At 72.9% G+C, this 15,240-nt stretch carries 14 protein-coding genes; 6 read left to right on the plus strand and 8 right to left on the minus strand.

Going from position 1 to position 15,240, the window contains the following annotated elements:
• Window positions 1–70: 70 nt before the first annotated feature.
• The 4 genes from FRADC12_RS14575 to FRADC12_RS14590 all read right to left on the minus strand — a co-directional run bounded on the left by FRADC12_RS14575 (window position 71) and on the right by FRADC12_RS14590 (window position 4,300).
• Complete coding sequence (locus tag FRADC12_RS14575) at window positions 71–1,552, minus strand: MSMEG_0567/sll0787 family protein (RefSeq protein WP_084010747.1); 1,482 nt, start codon at window positions 1,550–1,552, stop codon at window positions 71–73.
• A 6-nt stretch (window positions 1,553–1,558) separates the two neighbouring features.
• On the minus strand, window positions 1,559–2,779 hold the full coding sequence (locus FRADC12_RS14580) for an MSMEG_0568 family radical SAM protein (protein ID WP_232303799.1): 1,221 nt from the start codon (window positions 2,777–2,779) through the stop codon (window positions 1,559–1,561).
• Window positions 2,779–3,288 carry an MSMEG_0572/Sll0783 family nitrogen starvation response protein gene (locus tag FRADC12_RS14585; protein ID WP_045877065.1) on the minus strand — a complete coding sequence of 170 codons (510 nt, stop codon included), beginning with the start codon at window positions 3,286–3,288 and terminating at the stop codon, window positions 2,779–2,781. Before FRADC12_RS14585 ends, FRADC12_RS14580 begins: the two co-directional genes overlap by 1 nt.
• Before the next feature lie 172 nt (window positions 3,289–3,460).
• Window positions 3,461–4,300 (minus strand): amidohydrolase family protein, encoded by an 840-nt coding sequence (locus FRADC12_RS14590; RefSeq protein WP_045877066.1) that lies wholly within the window; start codon window positions 4,298–4,300, stop codon window positions 3,461–3,463.
• Window positions 4,301–5,162: 862 nt separating this feature from the next.
• Here FRADC12_RS14590 and FRADC12_RS14595 point away from each other — a divergent pair.
• The 4 genes from FRADC12_RS14595 (at window position 5,163) to FRADC12_RS14610 (ending at window position 9,865) form a co-directional block, all read left to right on the plus strand.
• Entirely contained in the window at window positions 5,163–6,293 is a 1,131-nt protein-coding gene (locus tag FRADC12_RS14595) for a DegT/DnrJ/EryC1/StrS family aminotransferase (protein ID WP_045877067.1), read from the plus strand.
• Window positions 6,294–6,460: 167 nt separating this feature from the next.
• Window positions 6,461–7,564 (plus strand): NAD-dependent epimerase/dehydratase family protein, encoded by a 1,104-nt coding sequence (locus FRADC12_RS14600; protein ID WP_045877068.1) that lies wholly within the window; start codon window positions 6,461–6,463, stop codon window positions 7,562–7,564.
• Window positions 7,564–8,862, plus strand: coding sequence for an MGDG synthase family glycosyltransferase (locus FRADC12_RS14605; RefSeq protein ID WP_052710919.1), 1,299 nt, complete (start codon window positions 7,564–7,566; stop codon window positions 8,860–8,862). Before FRADC12_RS14600 ends, FRADC12_RS14605 begins: the two co-directional genes overlap by 1 nt.
• 34 nt (window positions 8,863–8,896) lie before the next feature.
• Window positions 8,897–9,865, plus strand: coding sequence for a hypothetical protein (locus tag FRADC12_RS14610; protein ID WP_045877069.1), 969 nt, complete (start codon window positions 8,897–8,899; stop codon window positions 9,863–9,865).
• A gap of 29 nt (window positions 9,866–9,894) precedes the next feature.
• On the opposite strand, the gene FRADC12_RS14615 is transcribed toward FRADC12_RS14610, so the two are convergent.
• The gene (locus FRADC12_RS14615; RefSeq protein ID WP_232303800.1) at window positions 9,895–10,704 is read right to left on the minus strand and encodes an NUDIX hydrolase; all 810 of its coding nucleotides are present in this window, start codon (window positions 10,702–10,704) and stop codon (window positions 9,895–9,897) included.
• Between the two features lie 86 nt (window positions 10,705–10,790).
• Here FRADC12_RS14615 and FRADC12_RS14620 point away from each other — a divergent pair, with 86 nt between their 5' ends.
• Window positions 10,791–11,843, plus strand: a complete 1,053-nt coding sequence (locus FRADC12_RS14620; protein WP_045877070.1) for an SPFH domain-containing protein — start codon at window positions 10,791–10,793, stop codon at window positions 11,841–11,843.
• Window positions 11,840–12,802 carry a hypothetical protein gene (locus FRADC12_RS14625; RefSeq protein ID WP_045877071.1) on the plus strand — a complete coding sequence of 321 codons (963 nt, stop codon included), beginning with the start codon at window positions 11,840–11,842 and terminating at the stop codon, window positions 12,800–12,802. The genes FRADC12_RS14620 and FRADC12_RS14625 overlap by 4 nt, the downstream gene beginning before the upstream one ends.
• Before the next feature lie 21 nt (window positions 12,803–12,823).
• Here the strand turns inward: FRADC12_RS14625 and FRADC12_RS32290 are convergent, their stop codons facing one another.
• The 3 genes from FRADC12_RS32290 to FRADC12_RS14635 form a co-directional block, all read right to left on the minus strand.
• A complete protein-coding gene (locus FRADC12_RS32290; RefSeq protein ID WP_198152906.1) occupies window positions 12,824–12,982 on the minus strand; it encodes a hypothetical protein in 159 nt (52 codons plus the stop codon).
• A 1,051-nt stretch (window positions 12,983–14,033) separates the two neighbouring features.
• Window positions 14,034–14,279 carry a DUF397 domain-containing protein gene (locus FRADC12_RS14630; RefSeq protein WP_045877072.1) on the minus strand — a complete coding sequence of 82 codons (246 nt, stop codon included), beginning with the start codon at window positions 14,277–14,279 and terminating at the stop codon, window positions 14,034–14,036.
• Window positions 14,276–15,136, minus strand: a complete 861-nt coding sequence (locus FRADC12_RS14635) for a helix-turn-helix domain-containing protein (RefSeq protein WP_013427976.1) — start codon at window positions 15,134–15,136, stop codon at window positions 14,276–14,278. Before FRADC12_RS14635 ends, FRADC12_RS14630 begins: the two co-directional genes overlap by 4 nt.
• Window positions 15,137–15,240: the final 104 nt, after the last annotated feature.

Genomic DNA, 15,240 nt, shown 5'->3' on the forward strand with positions numbered 1-15,240 from the left:
CGGCCACGAACTGCCGCGGGCCGGCTCCTTCGTTCCCGAACCCAGGTCCCGTCCGGGCTTCGGCGTCGGATCATGCGGGCCCCATCCCGGTGACGTGACCGCCGAGAACCGGGGTCCGCAGGCCGTCGGGCCACACCAGCGAGACGCCGGTCCCGGGTACCAGCCGCCCGCAGCAGGCCGAGACGGCCTGCGACAACGCGGGCATCGGCCGCTCGGGGACGTCCGCGGTGACCAGGGCGAAGCCGGGGAAACAGGTCAGCCAGTCGCCGGCCGGGACGCCCGCCGGCCGCGGCACCCGCGCCACGTCGATCTCGGCCGAGCAGCCGCTGGACTCGGCGAGCATGCCGAGGGTGCCGACGATCCCGGCCATGCTGACGTCCTTGGCCGCCACAGGTCGGTGGCGGACAGTGAGCGAGAGCATCCCGCGCAGCTCGGCGGTCCGACGGGCCGAGGTCGAGTCCCACTGCCGGCCGGTGTAGCCGGGGCGCCAGCCCCCGGCGAGATCGGCGGTGACGGTGACGACGTGTCCGGGCAGGCCGGCGCCGGCGCGGATCGGCTCCTCGGCCCGCCCGATGGCGGTGACGGCGAGCGACGACGCCACCCCGAGCTGGCTGTGCCCGCCGAGGATCGGCACCGCGAAGGCGTCGGAGGCGGCCCGCAGCCCGGCCAGCACCCGGCTGACCCGGGCCTCCGTCGGCCCGGCGACCGCGTCGAGCAGCCCGAGCGGCTGGGCGCCCATCGCGGCCAGGTCGTTCAGGTTGACCAGCACCCCGCACCAGCCGGCCCAGAACGGGTCCCGGTCGACCATCGCCGGCAGGATCGCGTCGCACGCGGCTACCAGGTCGGTTCCCGGCACCGGCGCGCCGTCGTCACCGACGAAGCCGGTGCCGCCCGGGCGTAGCCCGCCGAGCAGCGCCCCCAGTGGCGCCTTTGTGATCGCGGCGAGCATGGCGACCCGGTGGATCGGCCAGCGCATCAGCACGTGCGGCGCGCCGTTGACCGTCGTCGGCCCGACCGTCATCCAGCCGAGCCGGCCGAAGAACCGCTCCCGCGCCCGGTGGACCGTCGCGTCGAACCGGAGCGCGCCGGCCGCCTCGGCATGCGCGCACGCGACCCGGACCAGCGCGCCGCCGACGCCGGCGTAGCGCTCCCGGGCGGCGGCCGTCACCGCGAGCCGGCCGCCCTGCCACCAGCCGATGTCCGGTCCCGGCCAGGCCGCCGTCGGGCCGAGGCGCACCCCGCCGATGATCTGGCCGTCCTGTGGCCCGCCGACGGCCCAGGCGGCGAGCACGATCGTGCGCGAGTCCTCGTCGGTGGCGTCCAGGTCGCCGGTCGGCCCGTCGGCGAACAGGCCCTGCTCGTCGACGAACACCGCCCGGCGCAGCCGGTGGTAGGCGGCGATGGCGGCCGCGTCCTGCGCCCGCTCGATCCGGTAGCTCGGGCGCAGGCGCAGCGGGCCGGGATCGCCCCAGACGGCGAGGGTGTCGACCGGGCCCGGCCGGCCGACCGGGCCGGCCGGGACCGGGTCACCGGCGAGCAGCGCTGCCACCATCGGGGTTCAGCCCCCCGCCTCGGGCAGCGCCGAGCAGGCACCGCAGGCGGCGCAGCCCGCGGTCTGGTCTCTCCCGCGCATCCCTGCGGACCGCAGGGCGGCCGCGACCCGGCGGGTCACGTCCGCCACGACCGCCGGGTTCGGTGCCGCGGCGCCGTCACGGGCGGCGAGGGTGCCGGCGATCGGGCGGAACGGGACGACGAACGGGTAGACACCAAGGCCGATCAGCCGCTCGGCGCCGGCGACGAGCTCGTCCGGGTCCTCGCCGAGGCCGGCCAGCAGGTAGGTGGAGACCCGGTTGCGGCCGAAGACGCGGACCGCCTCCGTCCACGCGGCCTCGTAGGCGGCCAACGGGACGGTCGCTTTGCCGGGCATCCAGCGGGCGCGTACGGCGTCGTCGAGCGATTCGACGTGGATCCCGATCGCGCTGGCGCCGGCCCGGCGTAGCTCGGAGATCGCCGCGAGGTCCCCGGGTGGCTCGCACTGGACCTGGATCGGCAGGCCAGGAACCACCTCGAGCACGGCCCGGACCGCCTCCGCGAGCAGCCGGGCGCCCCGATCGGGCGCGGCGGTGCTGCCCGTCGTCATCACCATCTGCCGCACCCCGTCGAGGCGAACGGCCGCCTCGGCGACCTCGGCCAGCTGGGCCGGGGTTTTCAGCGCGGTAGTGGCTCCGGCCCGCAGCGACTCCTCGATCGCGCAGAACCGGCAGCGGTCCGCTTCCTGGTAGCGGACGCAGGTCTGCAGCACGGTGGTCGCCAGCACGTCGGCGCTGTGCAGCCGGGCGAGCTGGTCATAACGGATGCCGTCGGCCGTCGTCAGGTCGTAGAACCGGGGCCGGCGGACCGGCTCGACCGGGACGCCGAGGTCGGTGCCCTCGAAGAGCAGCCGGTCGCCGCTGACCTCGTACCGGCTGGTCGCCACGATCGGCAGCGCGACGCCGCGGCCGCCGAGCACGACGTGCCCGTCGTCGCTCGGACCGGCTCCGGCCCGCCGGCTCACCGGCGCGGTGAGCCGCACGCCGTGCACGGCGAGGCCGACCCGGGTCTCCAGGCTTGGCGGTCGGGGAGCCCGCACGTCGCTGTCGAGGTCCGCCGCCACGGTGAGGGCCGCGGTGGCCTTGTCGGCCGGGGAGCCGGGGAGCCGGTTGTGGCCGGCCGCCGCGGGGCGGCCGGTTCCGTCACTGGCGTTGACGCTCGCCGCGGAGGGGGTGGGCGGCAGCGTCATCAGAACATGTAGGTCGAGTTGATGACGGCGCCCTTGCGGGCGTAGTGGATCACACAGTCCTGGATGTCCAGCGGGTGCGCCGGGATGGCGCCCTCGATCAGGTCCTCCTCGCGTAGCCCGTGCAGGGACAGGCCGAACCGGCAGACGTAGACCTTCCCGCCTTCCTTGATGAAGGTCTCCAGCTGGTTGTTGATGTTGTGCTCGCCGGCGAACGCGGAGTCGCCGGTGTGTGGGAAGCCCCGGGTGGCCATCGCGTTCATCGCGCCCGGCCCGTAGAAGTAGATGACCGACTCGAAGCCCTTCCGCAGGGCGCGGGTCGCCTGCAGGATCGCCACGAAGCTCACCGACGACTCGTGCGCGATGCCGTGGATCAGGGTGAGGTAGCTTTCGCCGTTCTCGGCCTGGTAGTCGGGAAAGATCTTGGTTGAGCCGTACAGGTTGCTGCCGGGCGGCAGTGACGGGTGCGGTACCTCGGCGATGCTCTGCTGCTCCAGCTCGGTCAGCTCCATCGGGGGGCGACTTCCCTTCTACTCGTCGGCCTGGGTAGGTCTGATCCTTCTGGCACGGTCCAACTGTGAAGTGGAGATCGCTCACCGGTCTGTGATCCCGCTGTGGGCCTGATGGCCGGGCCGCCCGGCGCTCGTTCGGCGATCGCCGGTCGGTGGCTCGGTGACGGGGTTGTCAGGGCGAGTGGCAGCCGTAAAGGGTGTCGAAGTTGTCGGTGAAGACGTGCCGGGCCAGCTCCCCGTCGCCGACCGCGGCCGCCAGCCGGGCGAGCTCGCCGGGGTGGTCGCCCCAGGGCTCGTCGCTGGCGAAGAGCAGCCGGTCGTGGCCGAGGCCGCGCCGCTCGATCTCGGCGGCCAGCCAGCGGGCCGCGAAGCCGACCGCCCAGCTGGTGTCGGTGTAGACCCGCTTGCCGGCGGCGACCCAGTCGAAGAACCGGCCGCCGATCAGCTTGATGTGCCCGCTCACGCCGCCACCCAGGTGCACGAGGTGAATACGCACCTCGTCGGCGTACCGGTCCACGAGGTTCCCGACGACGTCGATGTCGGAGGCGGCTCCAGGGGAGGTATGGACATGCACCACAAGGTCGCGCGCCGCCGCCGTGGCGAAGATCGCGTCCAGCTGGGGCAGGCACTCGGCGGCGTCGGCCCGGCCGCCGAGCAGGAAGCTGAGCTTCAGCGCCACGACGCCGGGCTCGTCCGTCAGCTGGAGCGCCTTGGCGGTGTGTGCCGCGTCGGACGGCCGGGGTGACACCCACACGCCGGCCCGGATCCGGTCGTCGGCCTGGGCCGCCTCGACGCACAGCTCGTTGAAGCCGAAGGTGACCGCGACGTCCGGGACGCCGTAGTTCGGGATGACCAGCGCCCTGGCGGTGCCTTCGCGGTCGAGATCGGCGCGCAGCTCGGCGAGGGTGCCACGGGCCGAGACATCCGGCGTCACCGGCGGCCCGCCGTAGAAACCGTAGGCGGGAAGTACTCCGAGATGTCGGTGCGCGTCGCGCACCTCTCGCAGCGGCACACCTCACAGTGAAGCAGACAATCGTTTCCGTGAGGCTAGTGAGCGACCATGGTTACCGGATGGTGACCCAAAGGTGCCATCGGTGATCCGTCCGGGCCTGCCTCCGTTGTGCGATATATCCAGGTCAGGGCTGGTGGGCCTGGAACCACCGTTGCGGAATGCTGTCAAACAAATTCGGAGCGTAGAAGTGGTAGGCCCAGCTAGCGCTGAAAGTAGAGACTTTGGTCCCATCCCACCTAGACGTTCGGGGGACGTAAGGTGAACCCACGCCCCGATAGACCGGTTCTCCTGCGTTCCCCCCGTACGTCAGGAGTCAACGGACTGTCGGGGCATCCACTTTTTGTGCTGTTTGTTCGTCTCCGCGTGTTCTCTCGCTTCGCGTGATATCGCTCCCTGCCGGCGCACGGCCCACGGACCGCGCTCTCGCGCTTTCCCGGCCGCATTCGTGCCGTGGCCGGCAGGTCGAGATCGGCCGTCGGTCGCCGGCCGATCCGGAAGCCAGCGCGAGATTCATCGCTCGCTGCGCCGCGGCTTCGGTGGCCCATTCCGGGATCACGGTCCATTTGTTCTCCATCGGCCCTTTTCGGCTGAGGTGCCGGGAAAATGCCGGAACAAGACCACGAGTCTGCCGACGTGGGGACTCCTGGATCTCGTTCTACGGATACGACGGGCCGCAGTGGCCGAGAGCGGTTAACGTCTGCTGACGGCGCCGCCGCCGAATGGGCGACGGATCGGGGATCTCCCGGGTGGCGCCGCACCGTCGGCGATCCGGGCGGTCGGCGGTTCGGGAGGTTCGGAACCTGGCCGGCCCGCAGGCCCCCGGAATCGGGGCGAAGCGCGATCGGGGAGACAGGGGGAACTGGTGCAGGTGCCAGCGGCGAGAATCGTCTTCTCCGAGGCGGACCGTGCCGAGATCGCGGCGGCGACGGCCGAAGTCCTGGCCACCGGCCAGCTCACCCTCGGCACGTACACCCGCGAGTTCGAGGACGCCTTCGCGCGGGCGCAGGCCGCTCCGTTCGCGATCGCGGTGAACAGCGGCACGGCCGCACTGGAAATCATCCTGCGGGCCGTGGACGTGGCCGGAGCCGACGTCGTGCTGCCGACGAACACCTTCGCGGCGACCGCGTTCGCGGTGCAGCGCGCCGGCGGGCGACCGGTCTTCGCGGACGTCGACCCCGATACCTTCGCGCTCTCGGCCCAGACGGTGGCGGCGGTGCTGACCGACCGGACGAAGGCGGTCGTCGTCGTCCACGTCGGCGGGCTCATCCCGGCCGGGATCGACGCGCTCCAGGCTCTGTGTGACGAACGTGGCCTGGCCCTCGTCGAGGACGCCGCGCACGCGCACGGCTCCCGGCGCGCCGGTCGGTACGCCGGCCAGTTCGGCGTCGCGGCGGCGTTCTCGTTCTACCCGACGAAGGTCATCACGAGCGGTGAGGGCGGCATGATCGTCACTGCCGACGAGCGGATCCGGAATGAGGCGCTTCTTTACCGGGACCAGGGGAAGGCGGCATTCCTCGGCAACGTCCACATTCGGCCGGGCTACGCGTGGAGGATGAGCGAGATCCATGCCGTCACCGGTCTCGTGCACCTGCGCCGGCTGCCGGAGTTCCTCGCCATACGGGCCCGGATCGCGGCCCGCTACGACGCGGTGATCGACGCGAACCCCGCCCTGGAGCGCCTGCGGACACCGCCCGCGGACACGCACAACTATTACAAGTACATAGTGCTGCCAAGTGTCGGCGTCGATCGGACGTCGCTGCGCAAGGAGCTGAAGGAAAAGCATGGAGTGGGCCTTGCCGGCGAGGTCTACGAGGCCCCGCTGCACCAGCAGCCGGTCTTCGAGGGCCTCACCGCGGGGGCGCTTCCTGCCGCCGAGGACGTCTGTGCTCGGCATATCTGTCTGCCCGTCCATTCGGATATGACCGACGCCGAGGCCGACCACGTTCTCGCCGGCCTCTCCGGGGCACTGAGAGCCCAGTTGCTGACCGGCTGAGGAAACGCCAGGCAGACTCGCCAGCTGGCGGCTCGACGCGTGACGCACGCCTTCGGTCGCCGCGAGCGGGACATCTTCCGTCTCCCGCGCAGATCCGCGAGCCGTCGCCGTCACGGTCGTTCTCGTCCGGCCGTCCCGGCGGAGGTTCCCCCGTTTGGAGCACTGACATGCGAGTTGCTGTTACTGGCGGTTCCGGCTTCATCGGCGCGCACGTGGTCGACCGGCTGCTGGACGCGGGCCACGAGGTCCGCGCGCTGGATCTGGCCGTCAACGGCGCCGAGACCCGGGCGGACCACCAGGTGATCGACGTCCTCGACCTCGACGCCGTGGCCGGCGCGTTCGACGGCTGTGACGCGGTCTTCCACATCGCCGGCATGTCGAACGTCGACCTGGCCTTCGCCGACCCGGTCGGCACCGTGCGGCTCAACGTCGAGGGCACCGGCAACGTCTGCGAGGCGGCCCGCCGGACCGGCGTGCGCCGGGTGCTGTTCGCCAGCACCGTCTGGGTCTACGGCGCCGTGCCCGACGCCGACGGGAGGCCCGAGCTCGGCGCGGCGGGCGGCGAGGGGCTGACAGAGGACTCCGTCATCGAGCTCGGCCGGGCCGGCCACGTCTACACCTCGACCAAGCTGGCGGCGGAGCTGCTGCTGCACAGCTACCGGGAGACCTACGGCCTGCCGTTCGCGATCCTGCGCTATGGGATCCCTTACGGTCCCGGGATGCGCGACGAGCTGGTGCTGGCCCGCTTCGTGGCCCGCGCGGTCGCCGGCGAGCCGCTCACCGTCGCCGGGGACGGCCGGCAGTTCCGCCGGTACGTCTACGTCCGGGACCTCGCCGACGCGCATGTCCGCGCGTTGACCGCTCCCGCGGCGGAGAACGAGACGATCGCGCTGGAAGGCGCCGAACGGATCAGCGTCCTCGACATGGCTGAGGCTGTTCGCGCGCACTTCCCCGGCGTGGAGATCGAGCACGTACCGGCCAGACCTGGTGACTACCGCGGACGCGAGGTGTCTACCGAGCGGGCCGCCCGGCTCCTCGACTGGCGGCCGACGACGACGTTCCACGACGGAGTACGCCAGTACGTCGAGTGGTACCGCGCCAACCGGGTGGACGGCCAGGCGACAGTCGCCGGGTCGCCGGCCGGCCGGCCGCGCACGCCGGCCGTCCCGGCCGAGGACTCGACGGCGCGCAAGCCCGGCCGGCGGGACGGCGCTCCGGCGACGCCGTCGGCGCGCCGGGCGGGTCTGGCCGCGAGCCCGGTGGAGCGGTGATGGCCGCGGAGTCCGCCTGGCCCGCCGGAAGCGGCCGGATCGGAGACCCGGCCCAGGTCCCGACCGTCCCGTTCCGGCCCGAGGACGTGCCTACCTTGCCCGACTCGGGGCCCGCCTCGGGAACCTCGCCAGGGGCCGCGCGGCAGGCCCGGCAGGCCGGTGTGCGCGGGTTCGACGTCCCGTTCGCGCGCCCCCGCCCGAGTGGCGGCGCACTGCTGCTGACCGGGTCGCTCGGCATGGGGCACCACGTGATGGCGCAGGCCTGCGCCGCCTCGCTGGAGGCCCGCCAGATGCGGGTGCGCACGCTGGACAGCCTGCGGATGCTCGGCGGGCCGGGCGGTCGGCTCGGCGAGGTGGTCTTCCGCGGGATGCTGGAGGTCCCGGGCCTCTACGACGCGTTCCACTTCAACCAGCTGCGGACCGGCGGCCGGGTCGCGACCGCGATCGACGCCCTCTCCAGCCGCTTCCTGGTGCCGCGGATGCGCGACGAGCTGACGCGCGAGCCGGTCAGCGTGGTCATCTCCGTCTTCGCCACCGGCGCGGCCGCCGCCAGCCGGGTCAAGGCCGACTTCCCCGGCCTGGTCACGGTCGTGTTCTGTACGGACGTCTGCCCGCATCGGCTGTGGGTGCACCCCAACACCGACCTTTACCTGGTCACGTCGCCGACGGCGATGCGCTACGTGCGTCGGTTCCACCCACGCGCCGAGATCGCCGTCGTCCCGACGCCGGTGCGGGCTCCGTTCTACGAGGCGCCGACGCAGCAGGATGCCCGTCTTGCCTTCGGCCTCCCGCTGGAGGCCCGCTGCGTGCTGCTGATGTCCGGCTCCTGGGGCCTCGGCCCGCTGGTCTCGGCGGCCGAGGCGATGGCCGCGGCCGGCGTGTGGGTGTTCGCCGTCGCCGGGCACAACGCCAAGCTGGCCCGCCGGCTCGCGGCGCTGGCCGAGCGGGAGCACCGGGTGATCCCGTTTGGCTTCACCGACCGGATTCCCCAGCTCATGGCTGCCGCCGACCTGGTCGTGACCTCGTCCGGTGACACCTGCAGCGAAGCGCGGGTCGTCGGCCGCGACCTGCTCCTGCTGGATGTCGTGCCGGGCCACGGCCGGGACAACCTCCAGGGGGAGCTGGAGAAGGGCGGCGCCGAGATCGCCGGCCGCGACCCGCGTGCCCTCGTTCGCTCGGTGCTGGCCGCGCTGGACCGGGTCCGGCCGCCGACCCAACGGATCACTCGCGGGCCCCGCGACTGGGAAGACGCCTTTGGCACAGCCATGGCCCTGGTCGGCCTGACCCCAGGTCGGTGATCGGCGCTTCGCGAACGGGATCGGCGGGAGGCCGTTGAGCGCGGCAATCGGGTACGGGCTGCCGGCGACGATCGGTTCGGCGGCCCTGTACGGGGTCGCGCCGTTGGTACAGGCGAGGGCGGCGCGCCGCGAGGCGGCCGGCCGTGGTCTCGGGCTCGGTCTGCTGGCCCAGCTCGTCCGCCGGCCGCTGTGGCTGGTCGGCCTCGCCGTCGAGACGGCCGCCTTCCTGCTGGAGGTGTACGCGCTGTCGGTCGCGCCGGTGGCGCTGGTCGGCCCGGTGATGGCGCTCGACATGATCGTGTTCACGCTGCTGGCCCGCCGTGCGCTGCGTGAGCACCTCAGCCGGGCCGGGGCGGCGGCGATCTGCCTGATGGTCACGGGCGTCGGCCTGCTCGCCTACGCCTTCGCGCGGCACGGCAGCGTCGGTTCCATGGCCAGCACGAAGGTTCTGCTGCTGTTCCTGTCCGCCGGGCTGGTGTTCGCGCTGGTTGCCGCGTTCGCCGCGAACCGCTCGGCCGCGGTGGGACGGGTGACGACCGCCGCGTTCGGGTTCGGCGTCGCGGCCGGGGTCGCCTATGCGATCGCGACGCTCGCGACCCGCCAGTTCGGGCTGGCCCTCGACGAGCGCCGGTCCAGCGGAGACCCCATCGGCTCCTACCTGTTCGATCTGCTGCGCGGCCCGGCGTTCTACCTGCTGGTCGTGTTCTCCGTGCTGGCGATCGGCCTGGAGCAGCGGGGCCTGCAGGGGCAGGCGGCGGTCATAGCCTTCCCGGTGACCAGCGGCATCTCCGCCTTCCTGCCGGTGGTGCTGGGTCTGACCCTGTTCGACGAGCCGGCCCCGGCCGGTCCGCGCCTCGTCGCCTTCGTCGCCGCCCTGGTGCTCATCGCCGCCGGGATCGCGGGTCTCGCGCGGGACCGGGTCGCCGTCGTCGGACAATCGGCCGGTATGCCGCGTCCGGGGGTCACTCGTCGCGCAGATGGCACGCCGGCCACCAAAGCGTGACCGGACGTGTGCTTACTGTTATCAATGTTTCAGGCCGGCCGCCCGGGTTCACCCCCCGATCGCCCGGGCGCCCGGCCGTCCACCCGCTGCCACCTCTGCCGCTGAGGTGTCCGGTGTCGCGCGGGCGTCGGGCGCAGCATCGCCGGATGCAGCAGCGGCGCCAGGCCTGGCCGGAACAGCTCGGCGGGCCGGCCGCCGTCCACGCGGCTGGTCTGACCGGTAGGCACCAGGAACCCGGCCGACGAGGTCACCTTCCGGTGGAAGTTGCGCGGGTCCAGCCGGGTGTCCCAGACGAGCTCGTAGACCCGGCGCAGCTGGGCGACGGTGAACTCCGGCGGGCAGAACGCCGTGGCCACGGGGCTGTACTCGATCTTCGACCGGGCCCGCTCGACCCCGTCTCGAAGGATCTCCAGATGGTCGAACGCCAGTGCGCTGGGCTGTGCGCCAGTGAGCGGTGCCTCGGCGAGCAGGGGGCCGACCGGGGCCCAGCGGCTGGCGGCCGCGTCGGTACCGGCTACCGGGTCGGGCAGGTCGGGCGCGAGCGCCAGGAACGCCACCGACACCACCCGGCCACGCGGGTCGCGGCCCGGGTCGCCATAGGTCGCGAGCTGCTCCAGGTGGCCGGGCTGTCGGCGGACCCCCGTCTCCTCGGCGAGCTCGCGGGTCGCGGCGTCACGCAGTGCCTCATGCAAGCCGACGAACCCCCCGGGCAGCGCCAGTTCGCCGGCGAACGGCGGGTAGGCGCGCCGGACCAGCAGGGCGCACAGCGCGTCGTCCCGGAGTGTCAGCACGACGAGGTCGACCGCCAACACCACCGGCGCCGGTGGCTCCACTGTCATGGACCCGACCCTACCGCCTCATCTCGTCACCTTGACGATAACGGACATATCCGGCTATCGTCGTGATGACGAAAAGAGGTGACCGCATGGCCGACATCAGCCGGCGACCGTTGCTCAACCACCTGCGCGGCACGCCGACCACCTATGTGCGCTTCGTGCGCGGCGGCGCGGTGCGCCGGCAGGGCGTCGGGCAGTCGTTCTGGTACCGGCCGCGAACCGCCGTCCTGTCGGAGGTCCCGGTCGACGACCGGGAGCTGCCGCTGCTGTTCCACGCCCGCACCGCCGACTTCCAGGACGTCGCCGTCCAGGCGACGATCACCTACCGGGTCGCCGACCCGGCTCTCGCCGCCACCCGCCTGCCCTTCGACATCGACCCGGACCGCGGCAGCTGGCGGACCGGCGTGCTGGAGCAGGTCGCCGGCCTGATCACCGAGACCGCCCAGCAGTACGCCGCCGAGCTGATCGCCCGCGAGCCGCTGACCTGGGCACTGGTCGACGGCGTCGGGGCGGTCCGGGAGCGGGTCGGCGCCGGGCTCGTCGGCGACCCGCGGCTGGCCCAGACCGGGCTGGCCGTCGTCGGCGTGCGCGTGGTCGCGATCCGGCCCGAACCGGAGCTGGAGAAGGCGCTGCGGACCCCGACCCGGGAGCAGGTCCAGACCGACGCCGACCGCGCGACCTACAGCCGCCGGGCCCTCGCTGTCGAACAGGAACGCCGGATCGCCGAGAACGAGCTGCAGAACCAGATCGAGCTGGCCAAGCGCGAGGAGCAGCTCGTCATCCAGCGGGGCGCGAACGACCAGCGGCGAACGACGGAGGAGGCCGCCGTAGCGCGGATCGGCGCCGAGGCTGAAGGGGAGCGCAAGCGGCTGGCGGCGACGCTCGACGCGGAACGGGTGCGCACCGACGCCGCCGCGCGGGCCGATGCGCTGCGCGTCGTGGGTGCCGCCGAGGGCGCTGCCGAGGCAGCGAAGGTCGAGGCGCTGCGTGGCCTGGACCAGGCGACGCTGATCGTGCTGGCGGTGCGGGAGCTCGCCGCGAACCTGCCGGAGATCGGCGCGCTGACCATCACCCCGGACCTGCTGACCCAGGCGATCGGCAAGCTCGCCGGCGCGGCCGGTCCAGGCGGCGGCGTTGCGTGAGCACGCTGCCGCCGCGGGTGGTCGTCGTCCATCGTCGCTCCGAGTACGACGAGCTGCTCGACCGGCACGGCACCGCCGGCCAGGCCGCGTTCTTCCTCGCCGGGCGGGGCCGCGACCTCGCCGACGTCGTGAGCCGGCACGAGGCGCAGCTCGCGGCCCGGCGGGCGGTCACGGCGGCCACCCCGCCGGCCTGGCGGCGGGGCGCGGTCGAACGGGCCGACCTGGACCGGTTCCTGTTCGGCCCGGAGGACGTCGTCGTCTGCGTCGGCCAGGACGGCCTGGTCGCCAACGTGGCGAAGTACGTCGAGCATCAGCCTGTCGTCGGGATCAACCCGGAACCGGGACGCAACCCGGGGGTCCTGGTACGCCATGAATCCGGGCAGGTGGGCGCCCTGCTCGCCGCCGCGGCTCAGCTGCTACCGCCCGGCGCCGGCCCGGGGGCGGGCGGGCCGCAGCGGTTGACGATGGTCGAGGCGGTGGCCGATGACGGGCAGCGGCTCGTCGCGCTCAACGAGGTCTTCGTCGGCGACGTCAGCCACCAGACCGCCCGCTACGTGCTGACGGTCCCGGCCGGCGACCCGGCAGGCACGACCGGCCCGCCGGGCCGTGGCCGGGCGCCGACGGCCGAGCGGCAGGCGTCGTCCGGGGTGCTGGTCGGCACCGGCACCGGCGCCACCGGCTGGTGCGGGTCGCTGCGGCGGGAGCGGCGCGACCCGCCACCGCCGCCGGGACCCGCGTCCGGACAGCTCTTCTGGTTCGTCCGCGAGGCGTGGCCGTCGCCGATGACCGGCACTGCCTACACGGACGGCTTCCTCAGCACGGGCGCGCGCCTCGAGCTCACCGTCGAGTCCGAGCGGATGCTCGTCTTCGGTGATGGGATCGAGAGCGACGCGATCCGGCTGTCCTGGGGCCAGCGCCTGTCTGTCGGCGTCGCCGGCCGTGGCCTGCTGCTGCTCTAGCGCCCGGCCCGTGCCGCCTGATCAGGCGTGGAACCGCTCGATGGCCTTGCGGACCCGCGAGTTCGCCTGGGCGTAGGTGATCTTACCATCCACGTACGCGGACAGCGAGGCCCGTCGGACGCGCTCGGCGCGCGGGTCCTCGAGCGGGGTGTTGAGCAGGTTTGTCGTGGCAGTGGCCACGGCGATCACCTCCCGGTACCGGGGACAGATGGGGAACTTCAGGAGAGCCGTCAGGTCGCGTAGCTGGCAGAGGTGGACGGGAGCCCTCGCGACGCTGCGAGCGGGTGGCGACGGTGGGGCCGCCGCGGTGGTGCGGGCGAGGAGGTCCGGGCGAGGAGGTCCGGGGTGCCGCTACGAGGGGGGCGCGGCCAGCGGACCGACGATCGGTGCGGCGGACCGGGCCTGGCCCAACGCCGCGGCTACCCGTCCGCGCGCCGGAGCCAGCCGCGGCCCTGCGGCCGTGCGTATCCGGTTGGCGATCACGGCTGCCTGCTCCCTGTCGTCCTGCCGGCGGAGGTCCGCCTGCTTACGCCCATGCCGATCCGGTGGGCCGCCACAGCGGTGTGCGGGGAGCGCCGCCGGTGGGGGCGGCTGACCGCTCCATGGCACACCGGCAGACACAACCCGGGTGAACGTCAGATCAACGCAGCCCGACCGAACGTCTACAAGAGTGCGTGACGTTTGCCGGTCGTGCAAGAGCCAAAACGGCCGTGTTGGGACGTTCGACGCGGTGGCTTCGTTCCCCGCCCTAGCACGTCGTTCCGACAACGCGCCGTCACGTAGGGCATCGAAGGCGGCGAGGCCGGGCCTGGGGCTGGCCGAGAACGGCGGATGTGGCGACGCCAGGCGGCCGTCTGACGGATGCATTGCGCCCGCTGCGCGCCGTGATGCCTCATGGCCTGGAAATCCGCGGCTCAGGCGGGTTTGACCGGCTTCTTGGAGGGCCCGCGGGCGTCCGTTCCGTGCCCCGGCGGCCAGCCTGTCCGGGGCCGGGGCGTGCCGGCGCCGCAATGGGCCGTGGTGGCTGCCGGCCGGGCCCTGGCCGGCAGCCAGAAACGGCTGACCGGCCAGGCCGGGCGCCTCGTCGGCCGGCCACGCGGGCGTGGCCGTACCGGTTGATCACTCGTGTGCGCGGGACGGAAACCGCGGTGTTCCCGCCGGGTTCGTCGCCGGTCTTCCTGGTACTGGGCTTCCTGGTGCGGGCTCACCGGCCCCGCAGGGGACGCTCGCGTCAGGCGGTCACCGAACGCAGGTCGAACTCGCCATCGCGCGCGCCCGCGAGGAACGCGTCCCACTCGGCGGCCGAGAACGCCAGGACGGCGCCCGCCGGGTTCTTCGAGTCCCGCACCACCATGCCGTGACCGAGCGGCGCCACCTCGACGCACATGCCTCCGGCACCGTTGCTGTAGCTGCTGGCCCGCCAGCTCAGCCGGGCAGTCTCCACACCGGCGAGAGACGGCTTCTCGTATTTGTTCACTTCATTTCCTCCGCTATGGATGAAATCATCTGAATCGACTCCTCCGGACTCAGCGCAGAGGCCATCAGGTAGTCGAGCTTCACTCTATAGCGTCGGATTTCCGAAGCACGTTCCAGGTAGAGGCTTCCGGCCGCCTCCTCGATATAGACCACGTCGTGGTCGCCGGAGTCCGGAAAGCCCAAAATGGAGAATGTACTACCTAGTCCGGCGTGTGCCCCGACCGCGAACGGGAGCGCCTGGATCGTCACGTTGGGAAGCTCCGCCTGTTTGCGCAGCCATTCCAGCTGACCGCGCATGACAACTGGGCCACCGACCGGGCGGCGCAGCACCGCCTCGTCGAGGATTACCCACAGACGGGGTGGGTTCTCCCCGGTCAGCCGGCCCTGGCGGTCCAGCCGCAGCGCGACCTTCCGCTCGACCTCGTCGTCCGGGCTCTCCGGGGCCTCGGCGCGGATCACATGCCGGGCATAGTCGGCCGTCTGCAACAACCCGTGCACCAGCTGGGACTCGTAGACGCTGATCGAGGCCGCGTCCTCCTCCAGGCCGATGTAGATCTCGAACCAGGCCGGCACGACGTCGTGGTAGTCGTGCCACCAGCCGTGCCTGCGGGACTCGCGGGCCAGTGCCAACAAGGCCTCCCGGCGCTCGTCGTCGTGCACCCCGTAGAGGCTGAGCAGGTCCTGCACGTCCCGGGTGCGCACCGGTACCCGGCCGTTCTCCAGCCGGCTGACCTTGGACACCGAACAGCGCAGCAGGTCACACACCTGGTCGACGGAGACGCCCGCGGCCTCCCGCAGCCGGCGCAGCTCGGAGCCGAGGCGGCGCCTGCGCACCGTGGGACCGCCGCTGGTCGCCATGGTCGTCTCCCCTCCGTCGGGCCCGCCGGGCCGGCGTTCGGGCCCGCCGGCCGGCGGGGGCGTCGTCCCACCCTCGGGCCCGGCCGGGTCCGCCTGCTGGCCGC

Source organism: Pseudofrankia sp. DC12 (assembly GCF_000966285.1).
Classification (GTDB): domain Bacteria; phylum Actinomycetota; class Actinomycetes; order Frankiales; family Frankiaceae; genus Pseudofrankia.